This is a genomic window from Sporosarcina sp. GTC18466 (assembly GCF_055389225.1).
Map to the genome: position 1 here is coordinate 479,079 of NZ_AP044037.1, position 21,184 is coordinate 500,262.

Annotated in this window: 18 protein-coding genes; 5 read left to right on the forward strand and 13 right to left on the reverse strand. The window is 47.1% G+C overall.

Annotation, left to right across the window (positions count from 1 at the left end):
- Positions 1-4: 4 nt before the first annotated feature.
- On the reverse strand, positions 5-826 hold the full coding sequence (locus ACZ5FK_RS02380) for a GDSL-type esterase/lipase family protein (RefSeq protein ID WP_464806317.1): 822 nt from the start codon (positions 824-826) through the stop codon (positions 5-7).
- 42 nt (positions 827-868) lie between these two features.
- Positions 869-1,708, reverse strand: coding sequence for a DegV family protein (locus tag ACZ5FK_RS02385; protein ID WP_464806318.1), 840 nt, complete (start codon positions 1,706-1,708; stop codon positions 869-871).
- 72 nt (positions 1,709-1,780) lie between these two features.
- Between ACZ5FK_RS02385 and trhA the strand changes: the two genes are divergently transcribed.
- Positions 1,781-2,416 (forward strand): PAQR family membrane homeostasis protein TrhA, encoded by a 636-nt coding sequence (gene trhA / locus ACZ5FK_RS02390; protein WP_464806319.1) that lies wholly within the window; start codon positions 1,781-1,783, stop codon positions 2,414-2,416.
- Here the strand turns inward: trhA and ACZ5FK_RS02395 are convergent.
- The 7 genes from ACZ5FK_RS02395 to ACZ5FK_RS02425 all read right to left on the reverse strand — a co-directional run bounded on the left by ACZ5FK_RS02395 (position 2,407) and on the right by ACZ5FK_RS02425 (position 9,099).
- Positions 2,407-2,898, reverse strand: coding sequence for a dihydrofolate reductase (locus ACZ5FK_RS02395; RefSeq protein WP_464806320.1), 492 nt, complete (start codon positions 2,896-2,898; stop codon positions 2,407-2,409). The genes trhA and ACZ5FK_RS02395 overlap by 10 nt on opposite strands.
- A 16-nt stretch (positions 2,899-2,914) precedes the next feature.
- A complete protein-coding gene (locus tag ACZ5FK_RS02400; RefSeq protein ID WP_464806321.1) occupies positions 2,915-3,856 on the reverse strand; it encodes a thymidylate synthase in 942 nt (313 codons plus the stop codon).
- A gap of 98 nt (positions 3,857-3,954) precedes the next feature.
- Positions 3,955-4,557 (reverse strand): YpjP family protein, encoded by a 603-nt coding sequence (locus ACZ5FK_RS02405; RefSeq protein WP_464806322.1) that lies wholly within the window; start codon positions 4,555-4,557, stop codon positions 3,955-3,957.
- Between the two features lie 278 nt (positions 4,558-4,835).
- Complete coding sequence (locus ACZ5FK_RS02410; protein WP_464807342.1) at positions 4,836-5,615, reverse strand: class I SAM-dependent methyltransferase; 780 nt, start codon at positions 5,613-5,615, stop codon at positions 4,836-4,838.
- A complete protein-coding gene (locus ACZ5FK_RS02415; protein ID WP_464806323.1) occupies positions 5,612-6,049 on the reverse strand; it encodes a BrxA/BrxB family bacilliredoxin in 438 nt (145 codons plus the stop codon). The genes ACZ5FK_RS02410 and ACZ5FK_RS02415 overlap by 4 nt, the downstream gene beginning before the upstream one ends.
- 33 nt (positions 6,050-6,082) lie before the next feature.
- Positions 6,083-7,204, reverse strand: coding sequence for a conserved virulence factor C family protein (locus ACZ5FK_RS02420; protein ID WP_464806324.1), 1,122 nt, complete (start codon positions 7,202-7,204; stop codon positions 6,083-6,085).
- A gap of 14 nt (positions 7,205-7,218) precedes the next feature.
- Entirely contained in the window at positions 7,219-9,099 is a 1,881-nt protein-coding gene (locus tag ACZ5FK_RS02425; RefSeq protein WP_464806325.1) for an ABC-F family ATP-binding cassette domain-containing protein, read from the reverse strand.
- A 517-nt stretch (positions 9,100-9,616) separates the two neighbouring features.
- Here ACZ5FK_RS02425 and ACZ5FK_RS02430 point away from each other — a divergent pair.
- Together ACZ5FK_RS02430 and ACZ5FK_RS02435 are read left to right on the forward strand one after the other, a co-directional pair.
- Positions 9,617-11,107 (forward strand): peptide MFS transporter, encoded by a 1,491-nt coding sequence (locus ACZ5FK_RS02430; protein WP_464806326.1) that lies wholly within the window; start codon positions 9,617-9,619, stop codon positions 11,105-11,107.
- Between the two features lie 113 nt (positions 11,108-11,220).
- Positions 11,221-12,234 carry a DUF1646 family protein gene (locus tag ACZ5FK_RS02435; protein ID WP_464807343.1) on the forward strand — a complete coding sequence of 338 codons (1,014 nt, stop codon included), beginning with the start codon at positions 11,221-11,223 and terminating at the stop codon, positions 12,232-12,234.
- A gap of 39 nt (positions 12,235-12,273) precedes the next feature.
- Here ACZ5FK_RS02435 and ACZ5FK_RS02440 read toward each other — a convergent pair whose 3' ends face one another.
- The 3 genes from ACZ5FK_RS02440 to ACZ5FK_RS02450 all read right to left on the reverse strand — a co-directional run bounded on the left by ACZ5FK_RS02440 (position 12,274) and on the right by ACZ5FK_RS02450 (position 16,747).
- Complete coding sequence (locus ACZ5FK_RS02440) at positions 12,274-13,248, reverse strand: proline dehydrogenase family protein (protein ID WP_464806327.1); 975 nt, start codon at positions 13,246-13,248, stop codon at positions 12,274-12,276.
- Positions 13,249-13,399: 151 nt separating this feature from the next.
- A complete protein-coding gene (locus tag ACZ5FK_RS02445; protein WP_464806328.1) occupies positions 13,400-15,112 on the reverse strand; it encodes a methyl-accepting chemotaxis protein in 1,713 nt (570 codons plus the stop codon).
- A gap of 192 nt (positions 15,113-15,304) precedes the next feature.
- Complete coding sequence (locus ACZ5FK_RS02450) at positions 15,305-16,747, reverse strand: amidase (RefSeq protein WP_464806329.1); 1,443 nt, start codon at positions 16,745-16,747, stop codon at positions 15,305-15,307.
- A 383-nt stretch (positions 16,748-17,130) separates the two neighbouring features.
- On the opposite strand from ACZ5FK_RS02450, the gene ACZ5FK_RS02455 reads away from it, so the two are divergent.
- Positions 17,131-18,027, forward strand: a complete 897-nt coding sequence (locus ACZ5FK_RS02455; protein WP_464806330.1) for a diacylglycerol/lipid kinase family protein — start codon at positions 17,131-17,133, stop codon at positions 18,025-18,027.
- A gap of 149 nt (positions 18,028-18,176) precedes the next feature.
- Positions 18,177-19,448 (forward strand): threonine ammonia-lyase IlvA, encoded by a 1,272-nt coding sequence (gene ilvA / locus ACZ5FK_RS02460; protein ID WP_464806331.1) that lies wholly within the window; start codon positions 18,177-18,179, stop codon positions 19,446-19,448.
- A gap of 128 nt (positions 19,449-19,576) precedes the next feature.
- Here the strand turns inward: ilvA and dacB are convergent, their stop codons facing one another.
- Entirely contained in the window at positions 19,577-21,055 is a 1,479-nt protein-coding gene (gene dacB / locus ACZ5FK_RS02465; RefSeq protein ID WP_464806332.1) for a D-alanyl-D-alanine carboxypeptidase/D-alanyl-D-alanine endopeptidase, read from the reverse strand.
- Positions 21,056-21,184 lie beyond the last annotated feature (129 nt).

Genomic DNA, 21,184 nt, shown 5'->3' on the forward strand with positions numbered 1-21,184 from the left:
GCCCTCACTCCCCTATATCCAGTTTCCCGTCTGATAAAGCGGACAAACCGCATTTTTGTATTGTTCCGATATACCGTGCCGCCATGTTATCGTATCCAGCAGCATTTGGATGGAAGAAATCGGTGTGATACACCATGTTCTCGTTCGTGACGAACAGATCCTTTACCGGCACATAACACGTCTTTCCATCCATGATGGCACGCATTTCTATCGCTTCATTCCAATCTTCCAGTATCGTATCAAATTCATTCTCCTCGTCTGTAACGAGTGTAAGAGGATTATATAGACCCGATACAACGATGACCGCATCTCCGTTCAACCCGCGGATCATATTATATATTTCATCAAGCCTATTTTCGAAATCCCCCAGTTCCTCGTAGAACGGCTTTGCCCGCAGATTAAACAAATTCGCTTTGACGACCTTCATAATATCGTTTCCGCCGATTGTCATGTAAATGACATCCGCCTTTTTGACCTCATCCTGGATTTCGGGCTTCTCAAGCTGCTTAATGAGCTGGTCGCTTCGCCTTCCGCGTTTCGCCAGATTCTCTTCATCAATGTCCTTAACGCCTTTCCAGGAAGCCATACGCTCTGTCAAGCGGCCGAAATAGCCGCCCCGCTTGCGCTCATCTCCTACCCCTTGCGTCAACGAATCCCCGAGACCAATTACATGCACTGTCTCTGGTATGAAATAATCCGGCATGAACCAATCATTGAAAACCGGCGGATTCCGCCTTTCAAAAGTTGACGGGGACGCTTGCTCCGCCGGCGTGCAGCCGGATATGAGACATGCGAGGAGTACCAATGATGCGATAATCCTTTTCAAATAATGCCCCCCAGTCGTTTACTTTTTTTATCTCTCTTATACTTAATCCGTATAATACATGAAGCCGATCGCTCCCTCGCCGGTATGGGTGCTGATGACTGGCGTGGTGAGCGATAACTTCACATCGTTGAATCCTGTCTCTTCGATGAGCCGTTTCAACGGCTCTGCCATTGCCAGGCCGTTGGCGTGCGATATCCCGACTGAACGGATGATTTTACCTGCAGTCTCTTCCGTAAATGCCTTAAAAAGCTGGGTGACGGCCTGCTTATGGCTCCTCGCTTTGGAGATCGGTGTGTAGACACCCTCTTGCAGGATGGCAATCGGCTTGATATTGAGAAGCGAGCCGAGCATCGCCTTCCCTTTGCCGATCCGCCCCCCTTTGACTAGGTTGTCAAGAATATCGACTACGACGAACAATCTTGTATTGCGTCTGACCGATTCAAGACGATCTACAATTTCCTTTACGCTGCTTCCCGCTTTCGCCATTTTCGCCGCTTCCAACACCTGAAAAGTGAGCGCATGCGAAATATACATCGAGTCTATGACAGTAACAGATGAGCTGCTCATCTCCGCAGCTGCCTGGGCGGATTTTACGGTACCGCTCATGCCTCCGGTCATATGGATTGAGATGATTTCACTTCCATCTGCGCCTAATCTGTCATACAGGTCTTGAAAGACACCCGATGCAGGCTGGGAGCTTTTTGGCAGCTCCTTCGATTCCCGCATCATTTCGAGGAACGACCCCGGCTGTAGATCGACACCGTCAGTATATGTGTTCCCGTCGATGTGGATAGTGAGAGGAACGACGTGAATATCATATTCATCTGTATACTCACTTACCAAATCTGCAGTCGAATCCGTCACGATATGTATTTTCTTCATGAAACACACGTCCCTTTCTTGTTGGCGAAACTCATTCTATTTTAGTATAGTAAATCAAGAGGAGGTATTGATATGTCCGAAGCCATCGATTTTAAAAGTAAAAAGGAAGAACTATGGAACGCCGTCACACATGGCGTTGGCTTTCTGTTCAGCATACCCGCCCTAGTTTTCCTGATCCTTTCAGGGATCAAAAAAGGTGAGCCGATTGCCATCGTCAGCTATACCATTTTCGGGATGTCCATCCTTCTTTTGTTTCTAATGAGCACCATGCTCCACAGCATGCCGGAGAAGCATAAAAAAGTCTTTGCGATATTCGATCATTCTGCGATTTATGTATTGATCGCAGGCACCTATACACCCTATGTCCTTGTGGTGATCAAAGGAGCGCTCGGGTGGACGCTTTTCGGAATCATCTGGGGCCTTGCATTACTTGGCATCGCTTTCAAGATCTTTTTCATCCACCGGTTTGAGGCTGTTTCTTTAATCTTTTATATCGTCATGGGCTGGCTCATACTTTTTGGAATCAAACCACTGTACGAGAATATCCCTATCCAAGGATTCGTACTTCTCGTTGTGGGAGGCGTTCTGTACACGGTCGGCGCAGCTTTCTATGCCATCCGAAAAATACCGTACAACCATGCGATCTGGCATCTATTCGTTCTGGCCGGCTGCGCCTCCATGTATTTCAGCGTTCTGCTTTATTGCTGATCCTGCTCTTTCTCGAATATCAGATAAGAAAAAGGCGTTGTGTCCTCCATGAAATGGTCTTCGGATTCGGAGACCATTTTCCATTCCTGTCCATACTCCGGGAAGTAAGTATCGCCTTCGAATTGCTTGCGGATCACTGTCACATACATCCGGTCCGCCGCATCCATCGCCATTTCGAAGATCTCCGCTCCGCCGATCACAATGACCTCATCGGAATAATCCATGCCCTTACTGATAGCTTCATCCAAGCTATGGACGACTGCGGCGCCAATCGCTTCATAGGATGCATCCCTCGTCATCACAATATTGAGCCTGCCGGGCAGCGGGCGACCGATCGATTCAAACGTTTTACGGCCCATGATGATCGCTTTTCCCATAGACACTTCCTTGAAGTGGGCAAGCTCCTCAGGTATATGCCATGGCATCCTGTTCTCAAGCCCGATGACCCGGTTCAAGTCATGGGCGACCAATAGACTAATCATGTGAACACTCTCCTTGTCATACTGCGATTGGTGCTTTGATTTTTGGATGTGGATCGTAGTTTTCCACCCACATATCTTCATACGTCATGTCGAAAATTGATTTTTCATCTTCCGTGATCCGGAGGGTAGGCAGCTGTTTAGGCGTCCGTCCGAGTTGTTCCTTCACCTGGTCGATATGATTAGAGTAAATATGCGCATCTCCGAGTGTATGGATGAATTCTCCAGGTACATAGCCGCATTCGCGTGCAATCAGATGCACAAGCAGTGCGTACGAGGCGATATTGTATGGTACGCCTAAGAAAACATCAGCACTTCGCTGATACAGCTGGCAAGATAATTTCCCGTCAGCTACATAGAACTGGAAGAGCGCATGGCATGGCGGCAAGGCCATTTCCCTCATCTCGGAAGGGTTCCACGCGGTGACGATATGCCGCCTGGAATCCGGATTGCATTTCAGGCTATCGATGACACTTTTAATTTGATCGACCGTCTCAGCTCCGGCATCCCATGATCTCCATTGTTTGCCGTAGATCGGACCGAGATCTCCGTATTTTGAGGCGAAATCATCGTCTGAAAGCACACGCTCCTTATAGGCTGCCATCTCTGCATCGTAAATTGAAGCAAATTTCTCATCCACTTGGATGCGGCGCCCGAAATCCGTCATATCCGGCCCGTCATATTCATTGCTCTTTACCCATTTTTCAAATCCCCATTCATCCCAGATCGGATTCCGGTCACTGATGAGCGTGCGGAGGTTCGTATCCCCTTTAAGGAACCAGAGAAGTTCGGAGGCGATCAGCCTGAATGCTGTTTTTTTTGTTGTCAGAAGGGGAAAACCTTTTGAAAGGTCAAAACGCATCTGGTAACCGAAAACGCTGATTGTTCCGGTCCCCGTCCTGTCTTCCTTACCATTCCCTGTTTCAAGGATATGTGTGCACAGGTCTAAATATTGTTTCATAACAGATGCCTCCCTTTACTTTATTGCCAGTATAGCAAAACGAATAAACCGCTTCACCGAAAACGTTCCGGCGAAGCGGCATGAAGTTTAAGCAATACTTATGACAGCCATTTTGGCGGAGTGTTTTTAGACCAGAAGATATCACCGAGCGAGTAGTGCAAAACAAAATCATCTTTCGCCGTGTGATAGTGGAAGTTGTAATAATATCCATCTTGCGGCCTTTTTTCTGTACGGACATGGAACCGGATCAAGTCTTTTTCGGCGTCCTTGTCATGGACATGAAAAATCTTCTCCGCATAGTTTCCGGATGGTGTTTCAGTGATGGCGAGCCTTCTGCTGACAAGGCCGTCGCTGTCGGATAAAGTCAACTGGATGACTTGTTCGATTTTAGGAAAGATGATCGAATCAAATTCATTCTGGATGACAGGGCCGATCCGGGAGCCGAATTTCTTATATGACATCTCTCTAGCAGCAAATAATAAGTCCTCTTCGCTGGCAGGAGGGTCAAGCAGCGCCGTGCCTGGAGCAAAGTATGAATCATCCCCTAATCCGATTTGAAGATTATTCGCACCGGCATGGTTAGTATCGCGCGCATCGCTCTTCGGTTGTAAATTCGTCCAGAATTCATGGTTTGGCGATATGACGCCGAGTGTCAGTACAGCAACCGACGCGATCAGGAGCTTATGTATGTACTTCTTCATCCCATTCACCCGTTTCTTTTTGTCAAAACAATGTCTCTTTTCATCCGTTCAATACTCTCTTAAACGCTTTAGGCTTGAAAAGGTTTCATATTTCTCCTTTTCATTGTACAATAAAGCCAGTAAGATTTGTACTCGCAAGTAAGGAGGTCATCGCAAAAATGGACGTTCAACTTTGGCTAGGCATCGGAATGCTCGCACTTATCCTCTATCTAAGCTCACTGAACTTTACACACTGAGCCTACCTTAAAAAAATGCCGTCCCGCTTGGGACGGCATTTTTCATATCTCCATCACCCCAAAATGGAATTTGATGTTCGGCCGGATGGCCCGCTTCATGTTATGCCGCTCAAATACTGCCGAGTCATATCTGTCTTTCACGACAACCCGCCGCTTTGCCACCCGGCTCGCTTCTGCCAGCCATTCATAAGTGAGCTCGGAATGATAGCCAGCATTGCGCAAAGGAGTGAAATTCGACGATTCCTCGATCGGTGTACTGAACATCGTATCGATATAAACGACATCCCAGCAATGATCCGCCTCTTTTTTCAGAAACTCGACTGCCTCACTTTGGATGACAAGAATACGATCCATCGCCATTTTCAGCTCATCCGAACTAGCCGGGAACGTCTTTAGTCCACGTTTTGTGATGAAGGAAACGACAGGATCTGCTTCAATTCCTGTCACCTTTCCCTCAGCCCCTGTTATGTACGAGGCGATGATGCTGTCAGACGCCAGTCCGAGCGTACAGTCTAAAAATGAATGGCCCGGCTGCAAACCACAGGCTTCGATAAAAGGATCCCGCTCTCCTTTCAGCAGCCGCTTCAACCGGAACGCGGCCGAATTCGGATGGAAGAAAAAAGGCTCCGAAGCTGCATCCTTAAAATATTCATATCGATCTTTACCCGCGACTAAAATACCCGCGCCATATTCATTTTGCATCGACTCAACCGATCGTTTTTTACGATCCACAAAAGGGATCGCCAGATGGTCAGCCGCCTCTTGCGCCAGGCGGATCGACATTTGATCGGGGCGGCCGGCCGTTGTAGCTATCACCTTCATTTTTCGCAAATTTGTTTGAGAACGCCTGCGATATGGTCTTTGATCTGCTCTACATCAAAATTCTCAATTTGTTCGCGAGGTATAAAATATGCAAGACTGCGGTCTTTCCAGAAAGCAATGGAAGGGGAGCTTGGAGGCACTTCCGGGAAATAGCTGCGCATCACTTCTGTCGCCTCTTTGTCCTGACCTGCAAATACAGTCAGCAAATGATCCGGTGTTTGATCCGCATCCTGCAGAGCTTCCCTGATAGCGGGACGTGCAAGGCCGGCTGCGCAGCCACATACGGAATTAATCACAATTAGCGCGGTCCCTTCCATCTGATCCATCGTCTCTTTCGCTTGTTCAGCTGTCGTCAACTCAGTAAAACCCGCTTGTACAAGCTCTTCACGCATCGGTTTCACGATGCCTTTCATGTACTCATCATATGCGTTCATCGGTAGTTCCCCTTTCAAATCGTTTTTCTGTCATCAGCCATTCCGTAATTCGGTCATCTGCTTCCAGATCGAACCTTTGGCATCCTCGCCTTCTTCAATCCTTGCAATCGCCATCCGGATTTGCAGTTTCACTTCAAATTCAGGGTCGTTTTCAGCTTCATGCAAAGAAGGGAGTGATTTTTCCGTCCCTGTTTCAAATAGGAACATCGCAGCACGCCAGCGGACCAGCTTGTTCTTATCTTTCAGGGCCTTTGCGGCAGCTTCCTCAAACTCAGGAAACCCAAGATCGCTCATGCAGTCTCCAGCTGTCCTTCTGACCGCCCAGCTTTTATCATTCAGCGCCTTTTCCACATAAGGCACGACCGCCTCATCTTCGATCATACCAAGATAGACTGTGGCGAGCCTCCGGATTGACATTTTTTCATCTTCCAGAGCTTTATTAAGAAGCGGCAAGTCATTCACTGTCGGATCAGGCATCTGATCCAGTAGCTGGAACCGTTTTTCCCAATCATCCGTCGAAAATTCCTCAATGCTCACAATCCGTTTCTCTGGCTGCGGCTCTGAGTGGTGTGCCAATGCCTGTTCCACCAGCTTCTCGAGCCTCTCATCTGGGTAAGCGGCTTCCACTTCCTGGACAACCGTTGCTCCGATTTCTTTTTTGTCGCCGTAGCGGATGCCGTAGTCCGCCCACTTGCGCAGAAGGATATAATTCTCGACTTCTGTGCTATGGACTTTTTCCATCGCGGCTTTAAAACGCTCGCTCAAACCAAACCGCTCTTCGGATTCGCTGTCGAATACCTTTACTTGCAGCGGTATCTCCTTATACGTCTGAACATGGACGTACACTTCTCCGTAATGCTCATCTGCCGTTATTTCCTGCTCCTCCAGCTTCTCTGCATCTTCGCCGAATACTGCACGGACAGCAGATAAGATGGATTCCCATGGTACATTCCCGACCCTTTCGACAGCCATGAAATTCATGACATGATAGATCCCTTTTACACCTTCGATTTCAAGCAGTTTGGAAATCGGATACGGTGCGTTTTCTGCGTCTGCTTTTCTATAATTGTGGCTGACGAGCTCGGGCAGCTCCGTATCGACAACCACCTTCATGGAGTTCGGGCTCGGTGTCGGCTCAATTGTAACTATATTCATCATTGAAAACCTCCTCATTCGCCTGATTCGGCAATTTCCTGCAAATACGTCCATCGCTCAATCAGCATTTCATATTTCGCATTCAATTCATCCAATTCCGTATTCAACCGGTTGATCTTTTCGTAGTCGGAACCAGAGGACGCCATTTCCCCTTCAACTTCGGAGATGGCTGTCTCAAGTTTTTCAATATCGTGCTCGATCGTTTCCCAATCCCGTTTCTCAGCATATGTCATCCGCTTCTTCGTCGGTTTCGGAGCCGGCTGCTTCGGCTGCTGCTTGAGAACCGGTTCCTTCTTTTCAATCTCTTTCATCGCCAAATAATCAGAATAGAGGGCGTAGATTGTTTCAATTTGGCCGCCTTTCAGCGCCCATAGTTTAGTCGAAATCCGATCAAGGAAGAAGCGATCATGAGAGACTGCAAGGACGACGCCGGGAAACGAATCGATATAAGTCTCCAGAACGGCAAGTGTTTCGATGTCCAGATCATTAGTAGGCTCATCCAGTAGAAGGACATTCGGCTGCTCCATCAATAAGCGGAGAAGGTACAGCCGTTTCCGTTCACCGCCAGACAGCTTTCCGATTGGCGTGCCATGGCTGGAACTCGGGAACAGGAAACGCTCCAGCATTTGCGTAGCAGATATACGGCCGCCTTCCGCATCCTCGATATCATTTGACGTTTCACGGATGTACTCGATGATCCGTTTGTTTTCATCCATTTCAGGAATATGCTGATGGAAGTGAGCGACCTTGACTGTCGACCCCGTCTCTATGACACCCTCGTCAGGCATGACTTCTCCGGCGAATAGTTTTAACAGTGTAGACTTGCCCTCGCCGTTCGGTCCGACAATCGCAATGCGGTCGCCTGTCTGCAAAATGCATGAAAACCCGTCAATCACTTTTTGGGTCCCATAAGATTTCGACACATTCTCCATCTCGATCACTTTCTTGCCGAGACGGGACGTTTTCAGGTTGACATCAAGTTCCCCTTGCGCTTCCTTTGTCTTGACCTTGTCCTCAAGCTCTTCAAAGCGGTCAAGCCTCGCTTTCTGCTTTGTCGATCTCGCTTTGGCACCGCGGCGCACCCATTTCAGTTCATTTCGGTATCGGTTGCGCATTTTGGCATCCGTTGCCTGGGCCATTTCCATACGGATCGATTTTGATTCGAGATAAGCTTCATAATTCCCCGTGTGGGAATAGAGCGTCCGGTCCGCAAGCTCATAAATATGCGTTGATACGGAATCCAAGAAGTACCGGTCATGGGTGATAAAAAGGACAGCTCCCTGCTCTGATTTCAGGAAGTCTTGCAGCCACTCGATTGACTCCATATCCAGATGGTTCGTCGGCTCATCCAGCAAAAGAAGATCAGACGGTTCGATCAGCACTTTGGCGAGCGAAACGCGTTTTTGCTGACCGCCTGATAATTCGCCGACTTTTTTGTCAAATGTGCTGATTCCAAGCTTTGTTAATATCATGCGTGCCTTTGTGTTCAAGTCCCAGCCGCCTTTTGCATCCATTTCTGATTGAATCCTAGAAAATCGTTCCTGGTTAACGCTTGATGCAGAATCCACGGCAAGCTCGGTCACCGCATGCTCATAATCTAAGTTCAGCCGCACAATCGGCGAATCACTCGTAAAAACAGTTTCAATGACTGTTTTACCGGGATCAAGCCTCGGCTCTTGCGGCAAATAGGCGATCGTATATTTGTTCGGATGGTCGATTCGCATTTCATCCGCGGGCTCTTTGCCTGCGATGATGGAGAGAAGCGTCGATTTACCAGTTCCATTAATACCGATCAGGCCGACTTTATCACCTTGCGTAATGGTGAACGACACATCACGGAACAACGTCTTCTCACCAACCGTTTTCGTCAATCCTTCAATGATCAATTGACCCACAAAACCACATCCATTTCCATTTCCACTGTATGCATGCTTCTATGATAACGTATTTGCCGTCTGTTTTGAAAGAGTGTGCGTCTATGAATGCAAATCCGCGAAGGTGTTTGCCGGGCCAAGCGTCGGTTCTCTGCTGTTAAACGGATTGTTCTGGCGGCTGAATGGCCACTTGCTGCTGTAGTTTGATCGTTCAATCGGCTGAACGGTCGCTCACTATGGCATACGGATTAGATTGATCGGCTCCCTAAACAGCCGTCCGCCGCTTGGTAAGCTGACCCCTCTTCGAATCAACAGGCCGTCTACCGGTCATACTGATGGACAGGAGCACAGACTATCATTTGTTGTTCTGTCATTTTTAAGTTATCTAACGATAATATTATTTCGTTCTTCGTATTATTAAAATACAGAAAAAAGCTAATGAAACAACATCTTATTTGAACACGAAATTAAAACAAATTATTTTTGACAAATAAAAATGTTTGCCTTTATAATGATAACCTATGAAGGAGGAAATGAAATGTCTCAGTATACAAAAGAGCAAATTGTCGAAAGCGTTCCTCAGAAAGGATTCTTCGGACATCCTAAAGGCTTGTTCACTCTGTTCTTTACAGAGTTTTGGGAGCGTTTTTCTTATTATGGCATGAGAGCCATCCTACTTTTTTATATGTATTACGAAGTATCAAAAGGGGGACTCGGCCTTGATGAGCAGCTTTCCCTGTCGATCGTATCGATTTATGGATCCCTTGTCTATATGTCAGGGATTATCGGCGGATGGCTGGCAGACCGGATTCTAGGTACCTCCCGCGCCGTATTTTTCGGAGGAATTTTCATCATGCTCGGACACATCGTCCTTGCGATGCCGGGAAATCTAGGATTTTTCCTCGTCTCCATGGTCTTGATCGTCATTGGTACAGGCTTGCTTAAACCAAACGTATCAAGTATCGTCGGCGATGTGTATTCTCTTGAAGATGATCGCCGGGATGCAGGTTTCAGTATCTTCTATATGGGCATCAACATGGGGGCTTTCATTTCACCGCTTATCGTTGGTGAACTGATGAAGACAAGTTTCCATCTCGGATTTGGCGCCGCAGCAGTCGGTATGTTCTTAGGCTTGGTTGTCTTTGTTGCAACGAAGAAGAAGAATCTCGGACTTGCTGGGACTCAAGTGAAAAACCCATTGAAGCCAGAAGAAAAGAAAAAAATACTCACCATCTTTTCCATTGCTGTCATTGTAATCGCTATCTTGGCCGCCATCGCAATTCCACAAGGATGGTTGACGTTTAACTCGTTCATTTTAATTGTCGGGATACTTGGTTTCTTGATTCCAGCTTCTTATTTCGTTGTCATGTATCGAAGCAAAAAAACGACCGCAGACGAACGCTCGAGAATATTGGCATTCATTCCGTTATTCCTTGCAGCAGTCATGTTCTGGTCGATTCAAGAACAAGGATCTACCATCTTGGCGAACTATGCGGATAAACGGACACAGCTTGACTTCTGGGGCTTCCACATCTCGCCGGCTTGGTTCCAGTCACTGAACCCGTTATTCATCATCACGGGTGCACCGATCTTTGCTTGGCTTTGGATGAAGCTCGGAAAACGGCAACCGACGATTCCGCAAAAATTCTCGATCGGTCTTTTATTTGCCGGTCTTTCATTCATCGTCATCCTGCTTCCTGCCTACTTCGGCGGTACAGAAGCACTTGTGAACCCACTGTGGCTTGTTCTTAGCATCCTGCTCGTTTGTATCGGTGAACTTTGCCTGTCGCCTGTCGGCTTATCCGCGACGACAAAGCTTGCGCCTGCTGCTTTTGCTGCACAGACAATGAGCTTATGGTTCCTTTCGAACGCCGCTGCGCAAGCGCTTAACGCCCAGTTGGTGAAACTGTATACTCCACAGACAGAAATGATGTATTTCGGAGCAATCGGGGTAGTAGCAATCGTTCTCGGTATTATCCTGTTCGTCATTTCTCCATTTATCCAGCGTTTTATGCGCGGAGTCAGATAAGACAATATCAACCACTTTACAGCATGGCGCTTTTCCGCCATGCTTTTTTTTATTAATAATGAAGGTGTGCGGCGGAATAGAATAGATGAGCAAATAAGAAATGAGGGGTATTCATCATTATTGCACTGATCATCGTCTTAGCCATTGTTCTGCTGGCCCCCTTCCTTATCAAAAGAGTGGAAAAAAACTTGGAGATTTTTCTTTTGATCATGGGACTTGCTGCCGCGCTTTTCAGTGACGTCCTGGACGGGCACCTGCTTTTCAAAGCACTCGGGGAGCCGATCCACATCACAGCTGCAGTCATCATTTTCGGACTGCTGTATCGCTGGAAGAGCGGGTTATTTGAAAAAGGTCTATTTACAGCAAGACAAATCTTACCGGAACGGCTCTTCCTCCCGCTCCTGATCATTGTCCTAGGTTTGCTCTCCAGCATGATCACCGCGATTATCGCTGCGGTGATCCTTACAGCGGTTACAGGTTCCCTCGACCTTGATCGCAAATCCGAGATACGATTTGTCGTACTGGCTTGTTACTCGATTGGTCTCGGGGCGGTACTGACACCGATCGGAGAACCATTGTCCACGATTGCGACGAATAAGCTCGGCGGGGATTTCTTTTTCCTATTCCGGCTGATCGGCATGGATATCCTTCTTGGCGTGGCTATAGTAGGAATTGTGGCGGCCGTGCTGATTGCTCCAGCTAAAAAGCATATAACACGGAGGAGGTCGCCTTCCCGGGAACCGATCCTTGATAGTATTATACGGGGGGTCAAGGTGTACGTTTTTGTCATGGCGCTCACTTTTCTCGGAGCTGGTTTCGAACCGTTCATTGAGAGGTTTCTTCTTGGACTCGGCCCGGGGATACTTTATTGGATCAACATGATTTCTGCCGTTCTCGACAATGCGACCCTTGCAGCCGCGGAGATCAGTCCGGCGATGGATCTGTCAACTGTGCGTTCCGTCCTGCTGGGATTGCTTGTAAGCGGCGGCATGCTGATTCCGGGCAATATCCCAAATATTATTGCAGCGGCTAAACTCAACATTACAAGCGCTGAGTGGGCACGGTTCGGAGTACCTGTCGGCTTGATCGGCATGTTCTTCTATTTCATTATCATACTGACTACGTGAAAAAAGGCTTTCTCCAGCCAATTCGGAGAAAGCCTTTTTTTACTTTTTCTTTTTCGTCAACCGGCCAAGCAGGAATGCACCTGCCGCGATGCCGATTGCTGTATTCGTACGTTTATTGAACACTTGCTTCACAATCAGATTGACGTTTTGAGGCCGTTCTGCAAGACGGCGCATGAAATAGCCATACCAATCCTGGCCGAATGGCACGTATGTGCAGAAATTATAGCCTTCCTTCGCAAGTTCCAGCTGCATATCACGACGGAAACCGTAAAGCATTTGGAATTCGAACTTATCGAGCGGAATGTCATTGTCTTTTACAAACTGCTTCACATGATTGATGACGTTATGATCATGCGTTGCGATGGATGTAAACTTGCCATTCAATAAATGCCACTCGATCAACTTCACGAAGTTCCGGTCAATTTCCGCTTTATCCTGATATGCATACTCGGCCGGTTCCTTGTATGCACCTTTCACGATTCGGAGGCGGAAATCCTTATGTTTCTTCATATCTTCTTCTGCGCGGAAGAAATACGCCTGGATGACTGTTCCGATGTTGTCATAGTCTTTCGAGAGCTCATCCAACAGGTCATATGATGGCTGAAGACGATTGTGGTCTTCCATATCGAAGTTGACAAAAATGCCGTATTCATGCGCTTTCGACACGATTTCGCGCAGGTTTTCCTTACAGAAATCAAAATCGATATCGAGGCCAAGCTGGGATGGCTTCAGGGAAATATGAGCATCTACACCGTTTTCATGGATCGCTTCGATCACAGAGAGAATCTGGTCTTTCGCCGCTGTTGCCTCTTCCTTTTCATAGACGAATTCACCTAGATTGTCGACTGTACATGAGATGCCGTGCCGATTCAATTCCTTTATGCTTTCAATCGTTTCAGGAATATTCGTACCTGCTACAACATTTTGTGCACCCATGCGGAGGCCATATTTTTTCGCCGCACTGTTAAGAAATTGATTTTGAGATAGGCCGATAAAAAAGTCTTTAAGTAGCATGTGCATTGCTCCTCGGTATTTAGTTTTATGTCCACTAAGATTATACCACAACAACTATTTTTCATAACAAGAAAACATTACAGCTGATAATTTTCAAATATTCCATAAGCAGCTTTTCAGCAAGAGACTAGTGGATGGTTGCATAAAGGACTCATGATATCGTGAACCGTCCGACAATCCGGTCCAGTTCATCTGCCATGCTTTTCATTTCTTCAGAGCGCCGATTGACTTCGGAAATGGAAGCGGCTGTCTCCTCGGTCGCCGCGGAAACATTATTTGTCTTTTGCTCAATCTCATAGATCATATCTTTCAACTGCGTAATATGACGCACTACGTCATCGGATTTCTCCGTCTCGACAGCCATCAGAGACGAGATTTTGTTGATATCCTGGACTGTCGACGCGACTGACATTGCGATTTCATGAAGCGAGTCGGCTGTCGATTTGACAGAACCTGTTCCCCTCTCGATCTGTTTTGTGCTTTCTGAAGTGGAAGTGACAACTTCGTGAATCGTTGATGTGATATCTTGGACGAGTTTTTCCACCTCCGCGACTTCGTCGTTCGACTGCTCGGCAAGTTTACGAACTTCTTCCGCGACGACGGCAAACCCTTTTCCATGCTCGCCTGCACGTGCGGCTTCGATTGACGCATTCAAGGCTAGCAAGTTGGTTTGAGAGGCGATTGCCGCAATGGATGTCGTCACCTGTCCGATTCTGTTTGCAGATCCAATCAGATCTTCAATAGCTTTGCCCGTTTCCACTGAGGAAGTTTTGATCTTTTCCATATCATTACTAATATCTTTCGCCCTGAGTTCACCCGACGAGGCGATTTCCATAGTATCTCCTGAAGCAACAGACGTTCGGTCCGCATGTGTTTTCGTATCTTGCAAGCTTTCAGCTAGCGAAGAGAGGATGATTGCTGCATGTTCCGTATGCTGCGTACCTCCGTTAACCCCGGAAACGATGTCCTCCATGCTGGATGCAACAGCATGCATGGCTTCTCCCATCTCCTGCAAAGTTGCAGAAGTGCTTTGTGCATTACCTGACAACTGATCAGATGTCTCCTTCATAGTGCTGATCATCGACCTGAGGTTCGCGGTCATCGAGTTCAGCGTGTGGCTGAGGTCCCCTATCTCATCCTTGCTCGCATAAGGAAGATCCGGAATCGCCAAATTTCCTTGCGCCACTTCTTTTGCGTGCGTAATCATTTTAGAAATCGGCTTTGTCTTTCTTCTGATCAATAACACGGTAATGAAAGCCGCTATCAATACTGGTATAAGACTGATGAAGATACCGCCCCGTACCACTTCCCAAGTCCTGTCGGCGACAATGCTTGCATCAAAATCTATGACACTGACAGCGATCACTTCTTTGGATGAATCGTGGTCTTTGAAAATTGGCGCGTAGCCGGACAATCTTTTCTTACCTCCAAAGTTATTTGGCGCAGAGGAGTAGGTCGGGTGTTTTTCGCTGATCAGCTCATCAATTGCCCGTTTGTCGATTTCCACAGAGTCCCCGGGCTCAAATCCTTCCGCTTTCAAATGGTCGTCCAGAGCAATGATGTTGCCTTCGAAGTCAATGATGTATTGCGAATCGAAAATATGTTTATGCTCGGTTGTCCAGTTCAATTCTTTCCCTATTTTGACGATTACTTCACGGTCTCCTGCTGACGCCTTCTCGACATCATCTGAAGCGATCAGACCCGTGGTGATATTCGCGCAGCCGTATGCTTCCACTCCAGCCGCATCATATAATTTTTCATATGCCGTTTTGTATGTGGCAATTGAAGTAATGGCCATCATCGCGAGCAATATGCCAGCAATGATCAGACCTAGTTGAAATGTCAGGGTATGTCTCAATTTCATTTTGAATCAGCTCCTAAGCTTCTGTTCAATCACTAGTATCTATCATACTTTAAAACTATCATTGTGGATAGAGCATAGGAGAAAAAAACTATTGCATTTCCATGAACTATTCCATTGACTTCAGCCGCTCAATGCTATACAAACATAATAAAAGCGGTTCCCCTTTAAGAGGATACCGCCTTCTTTATCAAATCATATATCAGCTCGCTCATACCCCATAAAGTTACTCTCAAGTACTTCACCAAGCTGGAATAATGCATCCTCGTTGCCGTTCCTGCTGATAAGTTGCACGCCGATTGGCATTCCTGACGAGTCTTTGCCTACAGGAATCGTCAGTGATGGGAGACCCCATGTATTTGCATATGCTACATATGGCAAGTATTTACGAAAAGTCTTTCGGATTGAAAATATTTCTTTATACACCATTCCATGCGCTGGTGCTGCCTGATGGTAAACAGGCAGGATTACAATCCTGTTGTCCAGATAATCATGAAGCGATTTGTCTGCTTCCTCTAGCAGAGAGCCGATTTCCTGTACCCGTTTTGGTGATGGTTTAAATAAGGAGGCACCAAAGAGAGCCCATGACAGGTAATGGTGGATATCAGCTTGCCCTTGCAACTTTTCAGAAAGATAGGAACGGATCGGGGATATTGAAGAATCTCCATATGCTTCACGCGCTGTACTTTCTCCTCCATCAATCGACATGATCTCCTGCCAAACTTGTGCCGCTTCATCAAGAAACGGAACCGGATCCCGCTCAGCAGAAAACCGCTCTTTCACAAGGACATAAATATCGTTGAGAAGACGGGTTGTCTCGTCTGTTAACGGATAGCCCGCCATTCTGAACACGTTGATGGAATAGTTTTTCAGTTCCTTCGCTGGAGCCGCTTCGTACGCGATTATATTATAGATCAGCTTTGCATCTCTGACCGACTTCACCATTGGACCGATACCCAGCATACGCTGCTGCCACTTATCTTTGACAAATGGATAGCTGCCCATTTGCGATACTTGGCCATTTCCTGATTTAAAGCCGATAACACCATTGAAATGGGCAGGGAATCGTATTGAACCTCCTATATCCGATCCAATGCCGGCCGCTGCCCCGCCAGCTGCAATAAGAGCGCCTTCTCCGCCGCTTGAGCCGCCGGCGGTTCTGGACAGATCATGAGGATTATTTGTCCTGCCATATAATTTATTGTCCGTCTCTTGACAGAAGCAAAGTTCCGGCGTGTTCGTCTTGCCAAGGATGATGGCCCCTTCTCTCTTCAAGCTTTCCACTATTTCAGCGTCATCGCCGGCGATATGCCCTTTTCTTCGCTGCAAACCGCCGGTCGTCTGCATCCCTGCCACATCGAACGCCTCTTTCATGCTGATCGGTACGCCAAACAGTTTGCCGGTTCCTCTTCCCTCTCTGATTGCATAATCTGCCTCATCCGCCTCATCCAGCGCAGCTTCAAAACGGTCTTCCACCAGGCAATTCACAGCTGGGTTCACCTTTTTCAAGTGAGATATATACGCTTCGGTCGCCATTCGTGAAGAAATGATCCCATCTGCAATCAACTTACGAAGATCGGTCGCATCCATGCTCAAAATTGCCGTCATATCCACTTGGACCTCTTTCGTCCCTAGCAAGCCGCCCACCCTCTTTCAAAAGTTTTCACTCTTTTCATTATACAATAAATCTACTAGAATGAATATGTATCTCACTGCTTCCAACTATATGCATCGCCCTTGCACTTTAATGAAACAATTTATTACTAGAAAAAAAGCCTCTTGCTGAGCAAGAAGCTTTTCGGGTATCCGGATATATTTCATCATATAAGTCCTAAAATGATAACGATGGCAATGATGGCAAGTGAAATGCCGAAAGCTGTCCATTGCCCCCGCCCGTCTGGTCTGTTCCAATGATCCATTGATGCCACTCCCTATCTGAATTGAAGTATAGTTCCTATCTGAATTGTTCCCTGACCGCTATCCGAATAAACATAAATACAGGGAGACATCGAGGTGTTACTGTGTATGTAATCATTTGCAACGAACGCGCGGGCAGCGGAAAAGCAGCTGCCGTCAAAAGAACAGTTGAACAGCTTTTGAAGAACGAGGAGGTGGACTTTTTCTCCTTCACAAGTGACTCTGCTTTGTCGTGCCAAAAATTTATGCAAGGCATGGACCGCATTACTGATATTATTGGCATCATTATAATCGGTGGAGATGGAACCTTTCATACTGTCATCCAGTCGGCTGCTGCTCATGGGCTGCCCTGTGCTTTTTTACCGGTCGGCTCGGGAAATGACATTGCGCGTGCTTTTGATTTGTCTTATGATCCGGTTACTTTCGTCAAAAGCATACTGAAAAGGGACATACGCCAAATTGACCTGCTCACCGTTAACGGGATGTATGGCCTATCGGTAGCAGGAGTCGGCGCTGATGCCCATATTACCGAACAGGCAGACCGCTCTTTCTATAAACCGTTTATGAATCGGGTTGGAATTGGCAGTAAAGCCTATGTGATCGCCGCGATAACTGGATTACTTACATTTAAACCGTTCGGCTGCCGCATCCTAACCGACGGCAGGCATATCGACTCGCCACGCACGTGGTTGATCGCTTGCGGAAATACTCGCTGGTACGGCGGCGGCCTTCCGATCTGCCCGCAAGCTGATCCGGCGGACGGTATGATTTCCTGCACAATGCTTATGCAGGCGGGCCGCCTCCGTGTGCTGGCACGCTTATTCCCTAAATTGGTCAAAGGAAAAGAAATAGCGGAGAAGGAGGTTACCTATATTACAGGAAAAGACATTCGCATTGAAGCGGAGAGAGTGCTTCCCTATGTCGTTGACGGAGAGGTATATCATTCCCGGATCATCCATATCGGCATAGAAACGGGACGTCTCTCTCTTATTTTGACTTGATTTTCTTACTAAAAAAGAAAACGCTTACAATAAGACCGAATGTTTTATATGATGAAAATACACGTATAATTTAGACTTTACCTATGTCATTTCATGATATTCCGTGTTACCATTGGTGAATATTAAAAACCGACTTGGAGGAATGAGGAATGGCAAATGTACAGCTGAATAAAAAAGGACTTGTTCAAGTGGAGGACATCCTCATTGCGAACCAGTTATTGAAAGATATCGTAGCCCATACACCTTTGCAACGGAATGAAAGGCTGTCAGAGTTATATGGCTGCGACCTCTACATAAAACGTGAAGATCTGCAGCATGTACGTTCGTTTAAGCTGCGCGGCGCTTTCTATAAGATCAAAAGGACCGAGTCGCTCGCACGGGAAAAAGGCGTTGTCTGTGCAAGTGCGGGCAACCACGCGCAAGGCGTTGCGTACGCTTGTGCGCAACTTGGCATAAAGGGCTCCATTTTCATGCCGCAAACGACGCCGAAACAAAAGATCAACCAAGTGGAGATGTTCGGACGCGGCCAGATTGACATCATCCTTGTCGGTGATACGTTCGATGATGCTTATGACCAGGCTATTCGGTACACAGAGAGCGAGGACCGGCTTTTCATCCATCCGTTTGACGACGTGGACATCATTGCGGGGCAAGGGACAGTCGCTGTCGAACTTATGAATGACATTGACAGGCCAGTAGACTTTGTCTTCGCAAGTATCGGCGGCGGCGGGCTGATGTCAGGTGTCAGCACTTATATCAAAAATGTGTCGCCTTCAACAAAAATGATCGGCGCTGAACCGGCTGGCGCCGCCAGTATGAAAGCGGCCTTCCGTAAGGGACACCCAGTCATTCTGCCGGAAATCGATAAGTTCGTCGATGGGGCCGCTGTAAAATGCGCTGGCCAGAAGACGTACGAAGTGTGCTGCGAGTATGTCGATGATATCATCAGCGTCCCTGAGGGAAAAGTATGCTCAGCGATCCTCTCCCTTTATAATGAGCACGCAATCATTGCAGAACCGGCTGGGGCACTCCCGATCGCCGCTCTGGATTTTTATAAAGACGAAATAAAAGGGAAAGCAGTCGTTTGTATTGTCAGCGGAGGAAATAACGATATCGGCAGGATGCAGGAAATCAAAGAAAAAGCCCTTATCCATGAGGGCCTATTGTATTACTTTATCATCAACTTTCCACAGCGCGCCGGTGCCCTGCGTCAATTCCTTGACCACGTACTCGGGCCTGACGATGATATAACGACATTCGAATATACAAAGAAGAACAACAAAGAGAACGGTCCGGGCCTTGTAGGCATTGAAGTGAAACGGAAAGAGGATTATGACGGACTGATTGTACGAATGCGTGAGAACGGATTCCCGTTCAAAGAGATTAATAAAGATCATATGCTGTTTGATCTTCTCATATAAAAATCGGTGTTGGGCAGAACAAAGAAACAGCATTCCAGGAGTAAAAGATAAAAAGAGAAAAAGTGAAATTGAACGAGTTCAATTTCACTTTTTCTTTATTCGAAGCTAGTTATGTGCCAGATTCGTTTTTAATTGGATGAAGCAGCAATAGCAGCTGCGATCCGATCAATCGTCGGGATGGCGCTTGTTTTCTGATCTTGCATCAGCACACTGAAGATCAATGTCTCCCCATCACGCGTCTCTGCGTATCCGGCAAGAGAATTCACATGGTTCAAGCTTCCTGTTTTCGCGACGATTTTTCCTTTGACCAGCGCCGTCTTCAAGCGGTTTTTCAGTGTTCCGCCGACAAGACGATCACTTGCCCCCGAAACGGGCAGGCCTTGTACAAAACTTCCATACCAAGGCGCCGAACGCACAAGGAAAAGAAGTTCAGTCAACTGGGCAGAGGTAACTTTATTCGCATGCGACATGCCGGAAGCATCTTCGAAATTCCAAGCTGTACTGTCAAGACCGATCGAGCCTGCGAATTCACGCATGACACGGAGCCCTGCCTTCCAGCTGCCTTCGTTATAGACATGACGGCCCATAGTTTTGGCAAGAATTTCGGCATGCGTATTATTGCTCAGCTTCATGAACGGTTTCATCAAGTCGCGAAGCGGCATCGATTTTTTGACTGCCAGGACTTGTCCGCTGTCCGGCGCTGCACCCCGGCGTACAACAGACGATGGAGAAAACTTGATGCCTTTCGCAGCAAGAGATCTTTTAAAGACATCGAGTGTATAAGCGGTCGGATTGGAGACCGTCACCCATTCTTTTTTACTGCTGCCGATCGGTATATTGCCAGATACGATAATGTTGTTCGTTCCATGCTGCCTTTTGATGGATAACGTATTCTTATACCCCTTCGGCACGGTTTTCGAGCGGTTTACGATTTTGACGATGCCCGTTTCCGGTGTCATGGTCACTTTTGCCGTTTTCCCCTTTTTGGTTGGGGCTGCTTGCACAATGATTGTGCCGGCGTCGTAATCTTTGTTCGGTGATAATGTCAATCCTGCAATCTGAGCTGCATAGTAATGGCTTTCGTCGCTTTTGCTGATACTTGGAGAAAGCCGCACCTGATCGAACCAAAAATCATCACCGACAAGATTTCCTTTCACCGTTTTGATGCCAAGTGATTTCAGCTGTGCAGCGAATTGGTCCAGATCCGATTTCAATAATGTAGGATCGCCTTGTCCGCGCACATAAAGGTTCCCATCCAACACGCTACCTGATATTTTGCCATCCGTTAGTACTTCGGTCGTAAATCGGTATTCTTCACCGAGCGTATCTAGTGCCGCTGCAGATGTCAGCAACTTGAGGGTGGATGCGGGTGTGATCTTTTTGTCTGCATTCGCCTGATAGATTATTTCTCCAGTCGAAGCTTTCCGTACGGTGACACTGCTGTTAACGGAATTCATCTGACCGCTTGTCAAAACGGCATTAATAGATTGCTCAAGATTGCCGTACGCTGCCTCCGCATGAATTTGTTGTCCAGCCGGCAGGATAAACATGCTTACAGCAAGTAGAATCGACAAGAAGACCATTGATGCCTTTCGTTGCACTTTCATTTCCCCTTTCTTCTCTGTCATTCCTTTACAGTTTATCATCAATCATGCTTTCGATAAATAGTTTAATAGAATGTTTTGTTGTTTTAAAACATAAAATAAATAGAAAAGACACCCCTTACTAAGGAGTGT